General features: G+C 69.2%; 12 protein-coding genes. 7 read left to right on the top strand and 5 right to left on the bottom strand.

All coding sequences use genetic code 11. The features are described 5' to 3' along the window. Positions 1-391: 391 nt before the first annotated feature. Genes ABZX11_RS01340 through rpmH form a run of 5 tightly spaced genes read right to left on the bottom strand, consistent with a single transcriptional unit; the run spans position 392 to position 3,050 of the window. Positions 392-949 carry a R3H domain-containing nucleic acid-binding protein gene (locus tag ABZX11_RS01340; protein ID WP_176173842.1) on the bottom strand — a complete coding sequence of 186 codons (558 nt, stop codon included), beginning with the start codon at positions 947-949 and terminating at the stop codon, positions 392-394. A gap of 30 nt (positions 950-979) precedes the next feature. Next, a complete protein-coding gene (gene yidC, locus ABZX11_RS01335; protein ID WP_354908795.1) occupies positions 980-2,110 on the bottom strand; it encodes a membrane protein insertase YidC in 1,131 nt (376 codons plus the stop codon). Between the two features lie 5 nt (positions 2,111-2,115). After that, the gene (yidD, locus tag ABZX11_RS01330; protein ID WP_354908793.1) at positions 2,116-2,445 is read right to left on the bottom strand and encodes a membrane protein insertion efficiency factor YidD; all 330 of its coding nucleotides are present in this window, start codon (positions 2,443-2,445) and stop codon (positions 2,116-2,118) included. A 5-nt stretch (positions 2,446-2,450) separates the two neighbouring features. Then, positions 2,451-2,885: a ribonuclease P protein component gene (rnpA, locus tag ABZX11_RS01325; protein ID WP_176173839.1), complete on the bottom strand. Its 435-nt coding sequence runs from the start codon at positions 2,883-2,885 to the stop codon at positions 2,451-2,453. 21 nt (positions 2,886-2,906) lie between these two features. Continuing rightward, positions 2,907-3,050 carry a 50S ribosomal protein L34 gene (rpmH, locus tag ABZX11_RS01320; protein WP_091288857.1) on the bottom strand — a complete coding sequence of 48 codons (144 nt, stop codon included), beginning with the start codon at positions 3,048-3,050 and terminating at the stop codon, positions 2,907-2,909. A 589-nt stretch (positions 3,051-3,639) separates the two neighbouring features. Here rpmH and dnaA point away from each other — a divergent pair. From dnaA to gyrA, 7 genes are all read left to right on the top strand, one after another. Next, positions 3,640-5,265 (top strand): chromosomal replication initiator protein DnaA, encoded by a 1,626-nt coding sequence (gene dnaA, locus ABZX11_RS01315; RefSeq protein ID WP_176173838.1) that lies wholly within the window; start codon positions 3,640-3,642, stop codon positions 5,263-5,265. Positions 5,266-6,135: 870 nt separating this feature from the next. Then, positions 6,136-7,269: a DNA polymerase III subunit beta gene (gene dnaN / locus ABZX11_RS01310; protein ID WP_176173837.1), complete on the top strand. Its 1,134-nt coding sequence runs from the start codon at positions 6,136-6,138 to the stop codon at positions 7,267-7,269. A gap of 34 nt (positions 7,270-7,303) precedes the next feature. Continuing rightward, positions 7,304-8,194: a phosphogluconate dehydrogenase (NAD(+)-dependent, decarboxylating) gene (gene gnd / locus ABZX11_RS01305; protein ID WP_176173836.1), complete on the top strand. Its 891-nt coding sequence runs from the start codon at positions 7,304-7,306 to the stop codon at positions 8,192-8,194. 10 nt (positions 8,195-8,204) lie between these two features. Continuing rightward, on the top strand, positions 8,205-9,359 hold the full coding sequence (gene recF, locus ABZX11_RS01300; RefSeq protein ID WP_354908787.1) for a DNA replication/repair protein RecF: 1,155 nt from the start codon (positions 8,205-8,207) through the stop codon (positions 9,357-9,359). Between the two features lie 238 nt (positions 9,360-9,597). Then, on the top strand, positions 9,598-10,071 hold the full coding sequence (locus ABZX11_RS01295) for a DciA family protein (RefSeq protein ID WP_176178033.1): 474 nt from the start codon (positions 9,598-9,600) through the stop codon (positions 10,069-10,071). A gap of 197 nt (positions 10,072-10,268) precedes the next feature. Continuing rightward, the gene (gene gyrB / locus ABZX11_RS01290) at positions 10,269-12,236 is read left to right on the top strand and encodes a DNA topoisomerase (ATP-hydrolyzing) subunit B (RefSeq protein WP_176173834.1); all 1,968 of its coding nucleotides are present in this window, start codon (positions 10,269-10,271) and stop codon (positions 12,234-12,236) included. Between the two features lie 52 nt (positions 12,237-12,288). Further along, positions 12,289-14,826, top strand: a complete 2,538-nt coding sequence (gene gyrA / locus ABZX11_RS01285) for a DNA gyrase subunit A (RefSeq protein ID WP_176173833.1) — start codon at positions 12,289-12,291, stop codon at positions 14,824-14,826. Positions 14,827-14,872: the final 46 nt, after the last annotated feature.

The following is a 14,872-nucleotide window of genomic DNA, read 5'->3' as shown; positions in this document are numbered from 1 at the left end:
CCGACAGTCCGAAGATGTGGAGAACTCCACTCAGCCAGCCGCGCTCGTGGAGCGTTCCACGTGAAACATCACCGGTGTAATTCAACCCAGCAGCGCTTCCGACGGAGCAATCAAGCGCACAGCCACGCGGTCGGTGGAGTCGCTAGCCACGAGCGCGCACGTGCCGGCGAGCCACCGCCGCGACCCAGCTGCCGACTCGATCGGGTGCCGACCAGCCCGCGCCGCGCAGCCGCGCCGACGGCAGCATCCCCGCGGGCCGGGCACCCACCGCCATCCGATCCGACCGGCAAAGACCCGCCGCCCCGAACGAGCCCCGCCGCCGCCCGTGCGCACAAAGAAGCGGCCCCACCCGAACCAGTCGGATGGGGCCGCTCGCGAAGCTGGCCGGAGCTCAGGACTCCGGGAAGATCACCACGCGCCGCTTCGGGTCTTCGCCTTCGCTCTCGCTCGTGACGCCCGAGACCGTCGCCACCGCGTCGTGGACCACCTTGCGCTCGAACGGGCTCATCGGCTGCAGCCGCACGCGCTCGCCGCTCTTGAGGACCGACTCCGCCGTCGAACGGCCGAGCTCCTTGAGCTCCTCGCGGCGGTCTGCGCGCCAGCCCGCGATGTCCAGCATCAGGCGGCTGCGGGAGCCCGTCTCCTGCTGGACCGCCAGGCGGGTCAGCTCCTGCAGCGCCTCGAGCACCGTGCCCCGCGGGCCGACGAGCTTCTCGAGGTCCTCGCCGCCGTCGATGCTCACGATCGCGCGGCCGGCCTCCACGTCGAGGTCGATGTCGCCGTCGTAGTCGAGCAGGTCCAGCAGGCGCTCGAGGTAGTCGCCGGCGATGTCACCCTCCTGCACGAGGATGTCGTCACCGCCCGCCTTCTCCTCGCCCGCTGCCTCCGCGGCCGGCTCCGGGGTCACGTCGTCCTTATCGGCGTCGATCGTGTCGATCGTCTCCGACATCATTCGTCTCCTCTCCGAACCGGTCGCGCCTCAGCGGCGCTTCCGGCCCGACTTCCTGGTCGAGTCTTTGAGAAGGCCCGGCACGCCGGTGCCGTTGTCCTTCGAACCGTTCTGGCCGTTGGGGGTGTCGGCCGGAGCCGCCGCGGTCGCGCCGTCCGCCTTGGCGGTCGCCTCCGCCGGGGTCGTCTGCGCGAAGCCGTGGGCCGAGCCCGCCTTCGTGACCTTCTTCGCCGAGCCGGCCTGCGCGGGCTGGTTCTTCTTCTGCTGGACCGGCTTCTGCCCGACCTTCGGCGCGGTCGGCTTCTGGCCCGGCTTCGGCCCGAGGGTCGCGCGCTTCTCCGCGGCCTCCGCCTTGCGGGCGGCCTCTTCCTTGTCGATCTTCGTGTAGACGAGGCGCTGCTGCATCAGGGTCCAGCCGTTGTTCGCCAGCCAGTAGAAGAGGAGGCCGAGCGGGAACAGGGCACCGAAGACGAGCACACCGAGCGGGAAGATGTACATCGTCAGCTTGTTCATGATCGCGGTCTGCGGGGTGGCCGACGCGGCGTTCTGCCGGGCCACCGAGTGCCGCGCGGTGAGGTGCGTGGCGATCGACGCGACGATCATCAGGGGCAGCGCGACCGGGAGCACGCTCCAGTGGAAGCCGACGTTCGTGGCCCCGCCGCTGACGACGCCGACACCGTTGTAGACGGCCTCACCGAGGTTGACGCCGAAGAGCTTCGCGTTGACGTAGGACTCGACGTCGTGCTGGCTGAAGAAGTAGTTCTCGGTCTTGGGGCCACCACCGGGCGGCGGCATGGTGAACGCGCGCAGGACGTGGTTCAGGCCGATGAAGACCGGGATCTGGAGCAGCATCGGCAGGCAGCTGCCCAGCGGGTTGACGCCGTGCTCCTTCTGGAGCTTCTGCATCTCCGCGGCCTGGCGCTGCCGGTCGTTCGCGTACTTCTTCTGGATCTTCTTCATCTCCGGCGCGAAGTCCTGCATCTTCTTCATCGACCGGACCTGGTTCACGAACGGCTTGAACATGATGCCGCGGACGGTGAACGTCAGGAAGATGATGCCGAGGATCCAGGCGATCGCCGTCGACTCCCCGAAGACGAACCCGAAGACCTTGTGCCAACACCAGAGGATGAAGGACACGGGGTAGTAGATGAAATCGAGCACTGCTGCTACTCCTCGATCGGTGTTTCAGGTCGTCGGTGGCGCCACGAGAACGTCTCGGGCACGGGGTCGCGGCCGGGGGGCGTCCAGGGGCCGCAGCGCAGCAGCCGGCGCAGCGCGAGGTAGGAGCCGCGGCCGGCACCGTGCCGGGTCAGGGCTTCGACTGCGTACGCGCTGCAGCTCGGGTAGAACCGGCAGGCCGGCGGGAGGAAGGGCGAAATCGCCTTGCGGTAGAGCTTGATGGGGAGCAGCAGCACCCAGGCGACGGGACCCGGCCGGGGCGGCTCGGGTTCGACGTCGTGCTCGTGCTGGTGGTCGTGCTCGGGGGTGGCTCGCATGCCGGTCACACCGCTGATCCGTGGTCGGGGGCCGCGTCCGCGGGACGCGTCGGGCGGGGGACATCCCCGGCCGGACGGCGCGACGACAGAAGCCCGAGCCGACGCAACGCGGCGTCGAGATCGGATCCGAGCTCGGCGCTGGACGCGGTCGACGACGGCGGCAATGCCCGTACGACCAACGACGTGCCGGCGGGCAGTGTTCCGAGCCTGTCCGAAACGAGATGACGCAACCGGCGGCTGACCCGGTGGCGGACCACCGAGTTGCCGACGGCCTTGCTCACCACAAAACCCGCCCTGGCCGCTGAAGGGACTTCAGCGGCCGCGGACGGGTCCGTGGTCAGCGCGTGGACGACGAGGCGGCGCCTGCCTGCCCGGGACCCGCGACGGAGAACCACGCGGAAATCCTCACTCCGCCGCAGGCGTGCGGCAGCCGGCAGCACGGCGCGCCCCGATCGGCGCGATCAGGCGGACAGCGCTTCGCGGCCCTTGCGACGGCGGGCCGCCAGGATGGCCCGGCCGGCGCGGGTCCGCATGCGCAGCCGGAACCCGTGGGTCTTCGCGCGGCGGCGGTTGTTCGGCTGGAAGGTGCGCTTACCCTTGCTCACTGCTTCTCCTGTGTCTCGCGTCGGGCGAGAAGAATTCCTTCTCCCCACCTGGCGTGTCGTGCGGGCGCACGGCAGTCTCTGGTGTCTCCTACCAACGTGTGGCCTCGTCACGACGAGCGACGACAACGTGGGCACGCGAAACGCGCCCGTCGCATACGGGAGACCTTACGAGGGTACGCACCCCCGTCGGGCGGCCGGTAAGCACCCCCTCGGCCACGGTACGCGACCGGTCGGCGCGCCCGTGGAGTTCCACGCCGCGGCACCGAATGGCAACCCGCCGTGCACCGTGAAATGCTGGCCGCCCAGGATGCCTTGTGGCCGCGAGCGGGGCTTGTTAGCGTGCCTCTCTCGGGTCACCGGTTCCAGGTGCACGAGTATCCGGGTGGTGGAGTGCCCACCGGCGTACGACTAGCCCGCAGGTGGCGGCACCGCGGGTCGCCGTACATTAGTGCACAGCTGTGGACAACTATGTGGATATTCGCTGTGCCGGTGTGCGGGCAGGTCTCCCGCGATCGCCGGGTGGAGTGACCGGGGCGTTCCGGGGGCCGGTTCGGCCGTCCACGGAGACGAGGGGAGGGGAGCCAGACAGGTGTCGGATCACCAGCACAATCTGGGTGTCATCTGGGAACAGGTGGTACGCGAGCTGTCCGACGGGACCCTCTCCCCCCAGCAGCGCGCGTGGATGCGGGTGACGCGCCCCATCGGCCTCCTCGACGGCACGGCGCTGCTCGCGGCCCCCAGCGACTTCGCGAAGGAAGCGATTGAACGCGGGCTGCGCGGCGCGATCACCGACGCGCTTTCCCGGCGGCTCGGCCGCGCCATCTCCCTCGCCGTGAAGGTCGACAGCGCCGAGGCCGTCGCCCCGGCTCCCGCGCCCCGCTACGTGCCGTCACCCGGCCGGGTGGAAAACGGCGCAAGCCCCGAACCCGCTCCGCCGATGCCGGCCAACGGCGCCCCGATGATGCCGCCGCCGCGCCCCGAACCGGCGCCGCCGATGCCCCCCATGCCGATGCCGGCGCACCAGGCCGTCGCGCCGAAGCCGGACGACGGCGACGACACCGACGAGGAAGTCGACGAAGAGGGCGAGGCGCTCGCCGCGGTCCACGAGATCTGGCCGACGTTCTCCGGCCAGCCGATCGCCGGCCAGCCGTACACCGCGCCGGCCCAGCCGCAGACGTCCAAGACGAAGCTGAACGAGAAGTACACGTTCGACACCTTCGTCATCGGCGCGTCCAACCGCTTCGCGCACGCGGCCGCGGTCGCCGTCGCCGAAGCGCCGGCCCGCGCGTACAACCCGCTCTTCATCTGGGGTGAGTCCGGGCTCGGCAAGACGCACCTGCTGCACGCGGTCGGCCACTACGCGCAACGGCTCTTCCCCGGCATGCGCGTCCGGTACGTCTCGACCGAAGAGTTCACGAACGACTTCATCAACTCGCTGCGCGACGACCGCAAGGTCGCCTTCCAGCGGCGCTACCGCGACATCGACATCCTGCTCGTCGACGACATCCAGTTCCTGGAGGGCAAGGAAGGGACGCAGGAAGAGTTCTTCCACACCTTCAACACCCTCCACAACGCGAACAAGCAGATCGTCGTCAGCTCCGACCGCCCGCCGAAGCGCCTCGAGACGCTGGAGGACCGGCTGCGGACGCGGTTCGAGTGGGGCCTGATCACCGACATCCAGCCGCCCGAGCTCGAGACGCGCATCGCGATCCTCCGGAAGAAGGCGGCGCAGGACAGGCTGGCGGTCCCCGGCGAGGTGCTGGAGTTCATCGCTTCGCGCGTCGAGGCGAACATCCGGGAACTCGAAGGCGCGCTCATCCGCGTCACCGCGTTCGCCTCGCTGAACCAGCAGCCGGTCGACAGCGCGCTCGCGGAGATCGTGCTGCGCGACCTGATCCCGGACTCGCACGCCCCGGAGATCACCGCGCCGACCATCATGGGCGTCACGTCCGAGTTCTTCGACGTCACGCTCGACGACCTGTGCGGCCCCGGCAAGACGAAGGCGCTCGCCACGGCCCGCCAGATCGCGATGTACCTCTGCCGCGAGCTGACCGACATGTCGCTGCCGAAGATCGGGCAGACGTTCGGCGGCCGCGACCACACGACCGTCATGCACGCGGACAAGAAGATCCGCAAGGAGATGGCCGAGCGCCGGCGCATCTACGACCAGGTGCAGGAGCTGACCTCGCGCATCAAGCAGCGCGCTCGCCAGTAGCACATCCCTTACCTCCCAACGACTTCGGGGCGTCCGCTCACTGTGGACGCCCCTTCGTCGTCTCCGGGCACAGTCGTCTTTGGACGCTCTGAGACGCGAAGCAGGTGTACGCGCCTTCGCTGCTTCGCGCGCGTACGCGTGCTTCGCCAAACTCGCGAAAATTGTTTGTACACAAGGGGTTTTCCCCACCGTGTGGGCGGATTGCCCACAGTGCCAACGGATCTCCCACCAGCGAAGACCCGGATTCCCTCCACACCCCGCCCACAGCCGATCCACAACGCATCCACACCCTTGTCCACGCGGATTCCACAGGTTGCCCACATGCTGTGCACAGGCGGCTCCGGTCACTCGGAAGAGGGGTTCGGACCCCGTCCGGCACCCCCAGACCCTGGGTACAAATCGCCGCACACCTGGGGACAACCGTGGGGACAACTGGGGACAGCTGTGGACGAATCCGGGGACGGGCGAAACCATCCACGGACCGCCCGAACTACCCACAGGACCGCCACCAGGGTTACCCACACGCCCGCGAGCCGTCCGACCTGCGCGAACGAGCTCGATCCACACAATCCACAACGCCTATTACTGCTACTGCCCTTAGATCTTTTGAAAGAGAGAACAAAACAAAAACAGGCGGAGGCCGAAGCTGGGGACAGCCGCGAGATCGAGTCGTCATGTCGACAAACTCAAGGGGAGGCCGAGGTGACGGCGGCGCCCGCGACGGCCTAACGTGGACGCCTGCACCTGGTCCGCGCTCCGGCCGCTCACGCGGGAGGGCGGACCGGCCGGAGGGGGCAGCCGGTCACTGCCCCGCGAGAACGAGGCCTGGCCCGAGCCCGCAGGGGGCTCGATCGTCGAAAGGATGCGCGCATGAAGATCCGCGTCGAGCGTGACGGGCTCGCCGACGCCGTCGCGTGGGTGGCCAGAAGCCTCCCCTCCCGGCCTCCGGTGCCGGTGCTGGGCGGTGTCCTCCTCGACGCCGGGTCGGACGGCGAAACCGACGCGCTGACGGTCTCCGGCTTCGACTACGAGGTCTCCGCCACGGTCGGGGTCCCCGCGACGATCGCCGACGGCGGCCGCCTCCTCGTGTCCGGGCGCCTCCTGGCCGACATCACCAAGGCGCTGCCCGCGCAGCCGGTCGAGATCTCCGTCGACGGCGCCCGCGCCACCATCACGTGCGGCAGCGCGCGGTTCTCCCTGCCGACCATGCCGGTCGAGGACTACCCGCAGCTGCCGTCCCAGCCCGCCTTCGCGGGCGAGCTCGCCGGCGACGCGTTCGGCCAGGCCGTCACCCAGGTCGTCGTCGCCGCGGGCAAGGACGACACGCTCCCGATGCTCACCGGCATGCGCCTGGAGATCTCCGGCAGCTCACTGACCCTGGTCGCGACCGACCGCTTCCGGCTCGCCATGCGCGAGTTCACCTGGCAGCCGGCCGAGGGCCTCGCCGACGCCGCGGTGCTCGTCCCGGCGCGCACGCTCGCCGAGGCGGCCAAGACGCTCGGCGCGTCCGGCGCCACCATCCGCCTCGCCCTCGCCAGCGGCGAAGGCCTGCTCGGCCTGTCCGGGTCCGGTCGCTACACGACGACCCGCCTGCTCGACGCGGAGTTCCCGCCGTACCGGCAGCTGCTGCCCGCGTCGCACACGTCGCGCGCGATCATCGGCGTGTCCACCCTCACCGAGGCCATCAAGCGCGTTTCGCTGGTGGCCGAGCGGGGGACTCAGGTACGACTGGAGTTCGGGGACAACTCGCTGCGGTTGTCCGCGGGCGGCGACGACGAGGGCAGCGCCGAAGAGGAGCTGCAGGTCGAGTACGAAGGTGAGCCGGTGACCATCGCGTTCAACCCGGGTTACCTCGTCGACGGCCTCGGCGCGCTCCACAGTGATCGGGCGGAGCTGACGTTCACCACGCCGAACCGCCCCGCGCTCATCAAGCCCGCCGACGCCGAGGGCAACGTCGTCCCCGGCTACCTGTACCTCCTGATGCCGGTCCGCCTGCCGGGCTGACCCGCAACTTCCTGAAGCACGTAAGGGGATCTCGATGGTTCAGCTCGGTCTGATCGGCCTGGGCAAGATGGGCTTCAACATGCGTGAGCGGCTGCGTGCGGCCGGTCACGAGGTGGTCGGCTACGACCGCAACCCGGACGTCAGCGACACGACGTCGCTCGAGGACCTGGTGTCCAAACTGGACGGCCCGCGGATCGTCTGGATCATGGTCCCGGCCGGTGAGCCGACCCGGCAGACCGTCACCGAGCTGAGCAACCTGCTCTCCGCCGGCGACATGGTGATCGACGGTGGCAACTCGAAGTACACCGACGACAAGCTGAACGCCGAGCTGCTGGCGGCGAAGAACATCGGCTACGTCGACTGCGGTGTGTCCGGCGGTGTGTGGGGCAAGGACAACGGCTACGGCCTGATGGTCGGCGGCGCGGCCGCCGACGTCGAGAAGGCGATGCCGATCTTCGACGCGCTGCGCCCGGAGGGTCCGCGCGAAGAGGGCTTCTCGCACGCCGGCGACGTCGGCGCCGGCCACTACGCGAAGATGATCCACAACGGCATCGAGTACGGCATGATGCAGGCCTTCGCCGAAGGCTTCGAGCTGCTCGAGGCCGCGAAGGTCGTCAAGGACGTGCCCGCGGTGATCAAGGGCTGGCAGCGCGGCACGGTCGTCCGGTCCTGGCTGCTCGACCTGCTCGTCCGCGCGCTCGACGAGGACCCGGAGCTGGACGACCTCGAGGGCTACGTCGAGGACTCCGGCGAAGGCCGGTGGACGCTCGAAGAGGCGATCAACAACGCGGTGCCTGCCCCGGTCATCTCGGCCGCGCTGTTCGCGCGGTTCGCCTCGCGGCAGGAGCACTCGGCCGCGATGCGCGCGGTCGCCGCGCTGCGCAACCAGTTCGGCGGGCACGCCGTGAAGAAGGTCGGCGGGTAAGGAGCAACTGGTGCATCTGCGACACCTGCAGGTCACCGACTTCCGCTCCTGGCCACAGGCCGATCTCGCCCTCGGACCGGGGCCGACCGTGCTGGTCGGCCAGAACGGCCGCGGCAAGACCAACCTGCTGGAGGCGATCGGGTACGTCGCGACGCTGGGCTCGCACCGCGTCGCGACGGACGCGCCGCTCATCCGGCACGGTTGCGAGCGCGCGCTGGTGCGGGTCGCGGTGGTCAACGACGACCGCGAGCTGACCGTCGAGCTGGAGATCACCGCCGGCCGGGCGAACCGCGCCCGGGTCAACCGCGGTGCGGTCGGCAAGCCGCGTGACGTGCTCGGCATCCTGCGCACGGTGCTGTTCTCCCCGGAGGACCTGGCGCTCGTGCGGGGTGACCCGAGTGAGCGAAGACGGTTCCTCGACGAGCTCCTGGTGCTGCGCGCGCCGCGGTACGCGGGGGTCCGGGCGGACTACGAGAAGGTGCTGAAGCAGCGGAACGCCCTGCTCAAGACGGCCGGGAAACGACGCACGGGCCGCGAAGACCCGTACGCGCTGTCGACGCTCGAGGTCTGGGACGACCACCTGTCGGTGGCGGGCGCGGAGCTGCTGGCCGCGCGCCTCAACCTTGTCGCCGACCTCGCGCCGTACGCGGCTTCGGCGTACATGGGGGTCGCGCCCGACTCGCGGCCGGCGAAGGTTTCGTACAAGTCGTCGCTGGGTGACGCCCTGCCGGAGACGTACGGCGTACCGGATGGTGAGCGGGCGCAACCCGAGGTCCTGAAGGACGTCCTCCTCAAGGCGTTGGGTGAAGCCCGCAAGGCCGAGCTCGAGCGTGGGATCAGCCTGGTCGGCCCGCACCGGGACGAGCTGGAGCTGATCCTGGGCCAGGCGCCGGCCAAGGGTTACGCGAGCCACGGCGAGTCGTGGTCGTTCGCGCTGGCGCTGCGGCTCGGCAGCTACGAGCTGCTGCGCGCGGAGGCGGGCGAGCCGGTGCTGCTGCTCGACGACGTGTTCGCCGAGCTGGACCGCAAGCGCCGGGCCCGGCTGGCCGAGGTGGCCGCGGGTGCCGAACAGGTGCTGGTGACCGCGGCGGTGGACGAAGACGTGCCCGGCGAGCTCGCCGGGCACCGGTTCGTGGTGGCGGATGGTGAGATCACGCGTGGCTGAGCGAGGCGACCGGGCACCCCGTGTGACGGGTGGCACAAACCGCACCCGATCTGGGGACAAACCTGTGGACAGTGTGGATAACACGGTGAATGAGTTATCGCTGCCCGTGACCCTGCGGCCGGATGGGTGGGACAAAACGGCCGAAACCGGCGCCAAGCCGTCGGCGGATACCGAACGTGATGGCAACGCTGGGCCGAACGGGACACCCCCGACCGGACGCGACCTCGCCCACGCCGCGCTGGAGGCCGCGAAGGCCAAGGCCAAGGAGCGGGGTGTCCCACCCGGCCGCCGCCGTCCCGCGGTCGGTGGCGGGCAGAACCCCCGGCGTCGCCGCTGGTCGGGACCGGGCGCGGACGCGCGTGACCCCCAGCCGCTCGGCCAGCTCGTCTCCCGGCTGATGCGGGACCGCGGCTGGAACGAGAGCGTCACCAGCGCCCGCGTCTTCGCGCAGTGGGCGCGGCTGGTCGGCGAAGACGTCGCCGAACACGCGCAACCGGTCGCGCTGAAGGACGGCGAGCTCACCGTCCGCGCCAGCTCGACCGCGTGGGCCACCCAGCTTCGGTTGCTGCAGGGGAAGCTGCTGGCCAAGATCGCGGCGGGGGTCGGCAACGGCGTCGTCAAGCGGATGCGGATCCAGGGCCCGACCGCCCCGAGCTGGCGGAAGGGGCCTCGTCACGTGCCCGGCCGCGGCCCGCGTGACACGTACGGCTGACCCGGGTTGCGCGATGCTCGGTTGAATGCGCCGAGAACGCATTCAGACCTCCTCGGATACGTCAAGACTCGCCTCGAACCGATTTCGTCCGTCTGTGACGCGTTCAGGGGTGTCCTTGCCGCATGTCAGCGGACGCGGCCAAGTACACTGGAGAGGAGCGAGCGTCCGCTCGGGCGAGACGAGGAGAAACAACGCCGGTGACCGAGAACAAGAGCGAGTACAACGCGTCGTCGATCACGGTGCTCGAAGGCCTCGAAGCGGTCCGCAAGCGCCCCGGCATGTACATCGGTTCCACCGGTGAACGCGGGCTGCACCACCTCGTCCAGGAGGTCGTCGACAACTCCGTCGACGAAGCCATGGCCGGGTTCGCCACCAAGGTCGAGGTTACCCTCCTCGCCGACGGCGGGGTCCGGGTCGTCGACGACGGCCGCGGCATCCCCGTCGACATGCACCCCAAGGAGCAGAAGCCGACCCTCGAGGTCGTGCTCACCGTGCTCCACGCGGGCGGCAAGTTCGACAGCGACTCCTACGCGGTGTCCGGCGGTCTGCACGGCGTCGGCGTCTCGGTGGTGAACGCACTGTCGAAGAAGCTGCTCGCCGAAGTCAAGTACGGCGGCCGCAGCTGGCGGCAGGAGTACACCGACCAGGTGCCGGGCCCGCTCGAGGACCTCGGCCCGGCGTCGGAGACCGGCACCACGATCACCTTCTGGGCCGACGGCGACATCTTCGAGACCACGACCTACAACTTCGAGACCATCTCGCGCCGGCTCCAGGAGATGGCGTTCCTCAACAAGGGACTGACGCTGTCCCTGCGTGACGAGCGCGTCGCCGACGAGGAGACCGAGGCGGACGCCGAGGGCAAGGTCGCGCGGGTCAAGGAGAAGACCTACTGCTACCCGGGCGGGCTCGAGGACTTCGTCAAGCACATCAACGGCAGCAAGGAACCGATCCACCCCAGCGTGATCTCCTTCGACGCCAAGGGCACCGGCCTCGAGGTCGAGGTCGCGATGCAGTGGAACACCGGCTTCACGCCGTCGGTCTACACCTTCGCCAACACGATCAACACCCACGAGGGCGGCACCCACGAAGAGGGCTTCCGCGCCGCGCTGACCCGCGTCGTCAACTCCTACGCGCGCGACAAGAAGCTGCTCAAGGAGAAGGACGCCAACCTGACCGGCGACGACGTGCGCGAGGGCCTCGCCGCGATCGTCTCGATCAAGCTGGCCGAGCCGCAGTTCGAGGGCCAGACCAAGACCAAACTGGGCAACAGCGAGGCCAAGACGTTCGTGCAGCAGACGTCGAACGAGTGGCTGGCCGACTGGTTCGAGCGCAACCCGACCGAGGCGAAGACGATCATCAACAAGTCGATCTCCTCGGCGCAGGCCCGGATGGCCGCGCGCAAGGCGCGTGACCTGGTCCGCCGCAAGGGCGCGCTGGAGATCGGCGGCCTGCCCGGCAAGCTCAAGGACTGCCGCTCGACCAACCCGGAGGAGTGCGAGCTCTACATCGTCGAGGGTGACTCGGCCGGCGGCTCGGCCAAGGAGGGCCGGGACTCGATGTACCAGGCGATCCTGCCGATCCGCGGCAAGATCATCAACGTCGAGAAGGCCCGCATCGACCGCGTCCTGAAGAACACCGAGGTCCAGTCGCTGATCACCGCGCTGGGCACCGGCATCCACGACGAGTTCGACCTCTCGAAGCTGCGCTACCACAAGATCGTGCTGATGGCCGACGCCGACGTCGACGGCCAGCACATCACCACGCTGCTGCTCACCCTGCTGTTCCGGTTCATGAGCCCGCTGATCGAGCACGGCCACGTCTTCCTGTCGCGGCCGCCGCTGTACAAGATCAAGTGGCCGCGGTCCGAGCCGGAGTACGCCTACTCCGACCGCGAGCGCGACGCCGTCATCCAGGCGGGGGTCGAGGCCGGCAAGAAGCTCCCGAAGGACGACGCGATCCAGCGCTACAAGGGTCTCGGCGAGATGAACGCCGAAGAGCTGTGGGAGACCACGATGGACCCGGCGAACCGGCTGCTGGGCCAGGTCACGATGGACGACGCCGCCCAGGCGGACGAGCTGTTCTCGGTCCTGATGGGCGAGGACGTCGAGGCCCGGCGCTCGTTCATCACGCGCAACGCCAAGGACGTGCGCTTCCTGGACGTCTAGGCGTTCCCCGCTCTTCGCCCCCGCTTAGGACTCTCCCCCCGAGAAGGACTCCATGACGGAAACTCTGCCGCCGGCTCCGGAACACGACCGGATCGAGCCGGTCGACATCCAGCAGGAGATGCAGCGCTCCTACATCGACTACGCGATGAGCGTGATCGTGTCGCGCGCGCTGCCGGACGTGCGGGACGGCCTCAAGCCGGTCGCCCGCCGGATCCTGTACTCGATGTTCGACTCCGGCTTCCGGCCGGACCGCGGGTACAACAAGTGCTCGCGCGTCGTCGGCGACGTCATGGGCAACTACCACCCGCACGGCGACTCGGCGATCTACGACGCGCTGGTGCGGCTCGCCCAGCCGTGGTCGCTGCGCTACCCGCTGATCGACGGCCAGGGCAACTTCGGCTCGCCGGGCAACGACCCCGCGGCCGCCATGCGGTACACCGAGTCCCGCCTCGCGCCGCTGGCCATGCAGATGCTGGCCGACATCGAAGAAGACACCGTCGACTTCTCCGACAACTACGACGGCCGCACGCAGGAGCCCGACGTCCTGCCGTCCCGGTTCCCGAACCTGCTGGTCAACGGCGGTTCCGGGATCGCGGTCGGGATGGCGACGAACATCCCGCCGCACAACCTGCGCGAGGTGTCCGAGGGCGTCGTCTGGGCGCTGGAGAACCCGGAGGCGACCGACGACGAGCTGCTCGCGGCGCTGCTGGTCCGGATCAAGGGCCCGGACTTCCCGACCAAGGCGATGATCCTCGGCACGTCCGGCATCGAGGACGCCTACCGCACCGGCCGCGGCTCGGTCCGGATGCGCGCGGTCGTCGAGGTCGAAGAGGACGCGAAGGGCCGCACGATCCTGGTCGTGTCCGAGCTGCCGTACCAGGTCAACCCGGACAACCTGGTCGAGAACATCGCGAACCTGGTCCGCGACGGCAAGCTCACCGGCATCGCGGACATCGCCGACGAGTCCAACAGCCGTTCCGGCATGCGGATCGTCATCACGATCAAGCGGGACGCGGTCGCGAAGGTCGTGCTGAACAACCTGTTCAAGCACACCCAGCTGCAGCAGAACTTCGGCGTCAACATGCTGGCGCTGGTCGACGGCGTGCCGCGCACGCTGCGGCTCGACCAGATCATCCGGCACTACGTGAAGCACCAGGTCGAGGTCATCGTCCGGCGGACCAAGTTCCGCCTGAAGAAGGCCGAAGAGCGGGCCCACATCCTGCGCGGGTACGTCAAGGCGCTGGACATGCTCGACGAGGTCATCGCCCTGATCCGGCGGTCGCCGTCGGCGGACGAGGCCCGGCCGGCCCTGATGGAGCTGCTGGACGTCGACGAGATCCAGGCGACCGCGATCCTCGACATGCAGCTGCGCCGCCTGGCCGCCCTGGAGCGCCAGCGGATCATCGACCAGCTGGCCGAGATCGAGCTCGAGATCGCCGACCTGAAGGACATCCTCGAGAAGCCGGAGCGGCAGCGCGCGCTGATCCGCGACGAGCTGATGGCGATCGTCGAGAAGTACGGCGACGACCGGCGCACGAAGATCATCGGCTTCAGCGGCGACGTGACCGACGAAGAGCTCATCGCGGTCGAGGACGTCGTCGTCACCATCACCCGCACGGGGTACGCCAAGCGGACGAAAACGGATCTGTACCGCTCGCAGAAGCGCGGCGGCAAGGGCGTGCAGGGCGCGACGCTGAAGCAGGACGACATCGTCCAGCACTTCTTCGTCTGCTCGACGCACGACTGGATCCTGTTCTTCACGAACAAGGGCCGCGTCTACCGGACCAAGGCGTACGAGCTGCCGGAGGCCAACCGCAACGCGCGTGGCCAGCACGTGGCGAACCTGATGGCGTTCCAGCCGGACGAGCAGATCGCCCAGGTCATCGAGATCAAGAACTACGACGTCGCGCCGTACCTGGTGCTCGCCACCAAGCGCGGCCTGGTCAAGAAGACCAAGCTCACCGACTTCGACTCCAACCGCTCCGGCGGCCTGATCGCGATCAACCTGCGCGAGGGCGACGAGCTGGTCGGCGCGGTGCTGGCGGCGGCCGAGGACGACCTGCTGCTGGTGTCGGCCGAGGGCCAGTCCATCCGCTTCCACGCCACGGACGAAGCGCTCCGCCCGATGGGCCGCCCGACGTCCGGCGTGATGGGCATGCGCTTCAACGACGGCGACGAGCTGCTCGGCATCAGCGTGGTCAAGGAGGGCAAGTTCCTGCTTGTCGCGACCGACGGCGGGTACGCCAAGCGCACGGCCATCGAGGACTACCCGGTCCAGGGCCGCGGCGGCAAGGGTGTGCTCACCATTCAGCACGACCGCAAACGTGGCAGGCTGGTGGGTGCGCTCATCGTCGACGCCGAGGACGAGCTGTACGCGATCACCTCGAGCGGCGGCGTGATCCGCACACCGGCGGGCGACGTGCGCAAGGCAGGACGGCAGACGAAGGGGGTCCGGCTGATGAATCTCGGCGAAGGCACCACTCTTCTGGCCGTCGCACGCAACGCGGACGAGCCCTCGGACGTCGCCAATGGTGACGCTCCCGAAGCGCCCGAAGCGGGTGAAGACACGACGGCGCCGTCGGAGCAGTAAGTTCACAACTACGGACAGCGCCCCACGGCACGGGTAAGGACTGACT

It is taken from the genome of Amycolatopsis sp. NPDC004169 (assembly GCF_040610315.1).
In the GTDB taxonomy this organism is placed as follows: domain Bacteria; phylum Actinomycetota; class Actinomycetes; order Mycobacteriales; family Pseudonocardiaceae; genus Amycolatopsis.
This window is presented reverse-complemented; position numbering and strand designations above follow the sequence as displayed.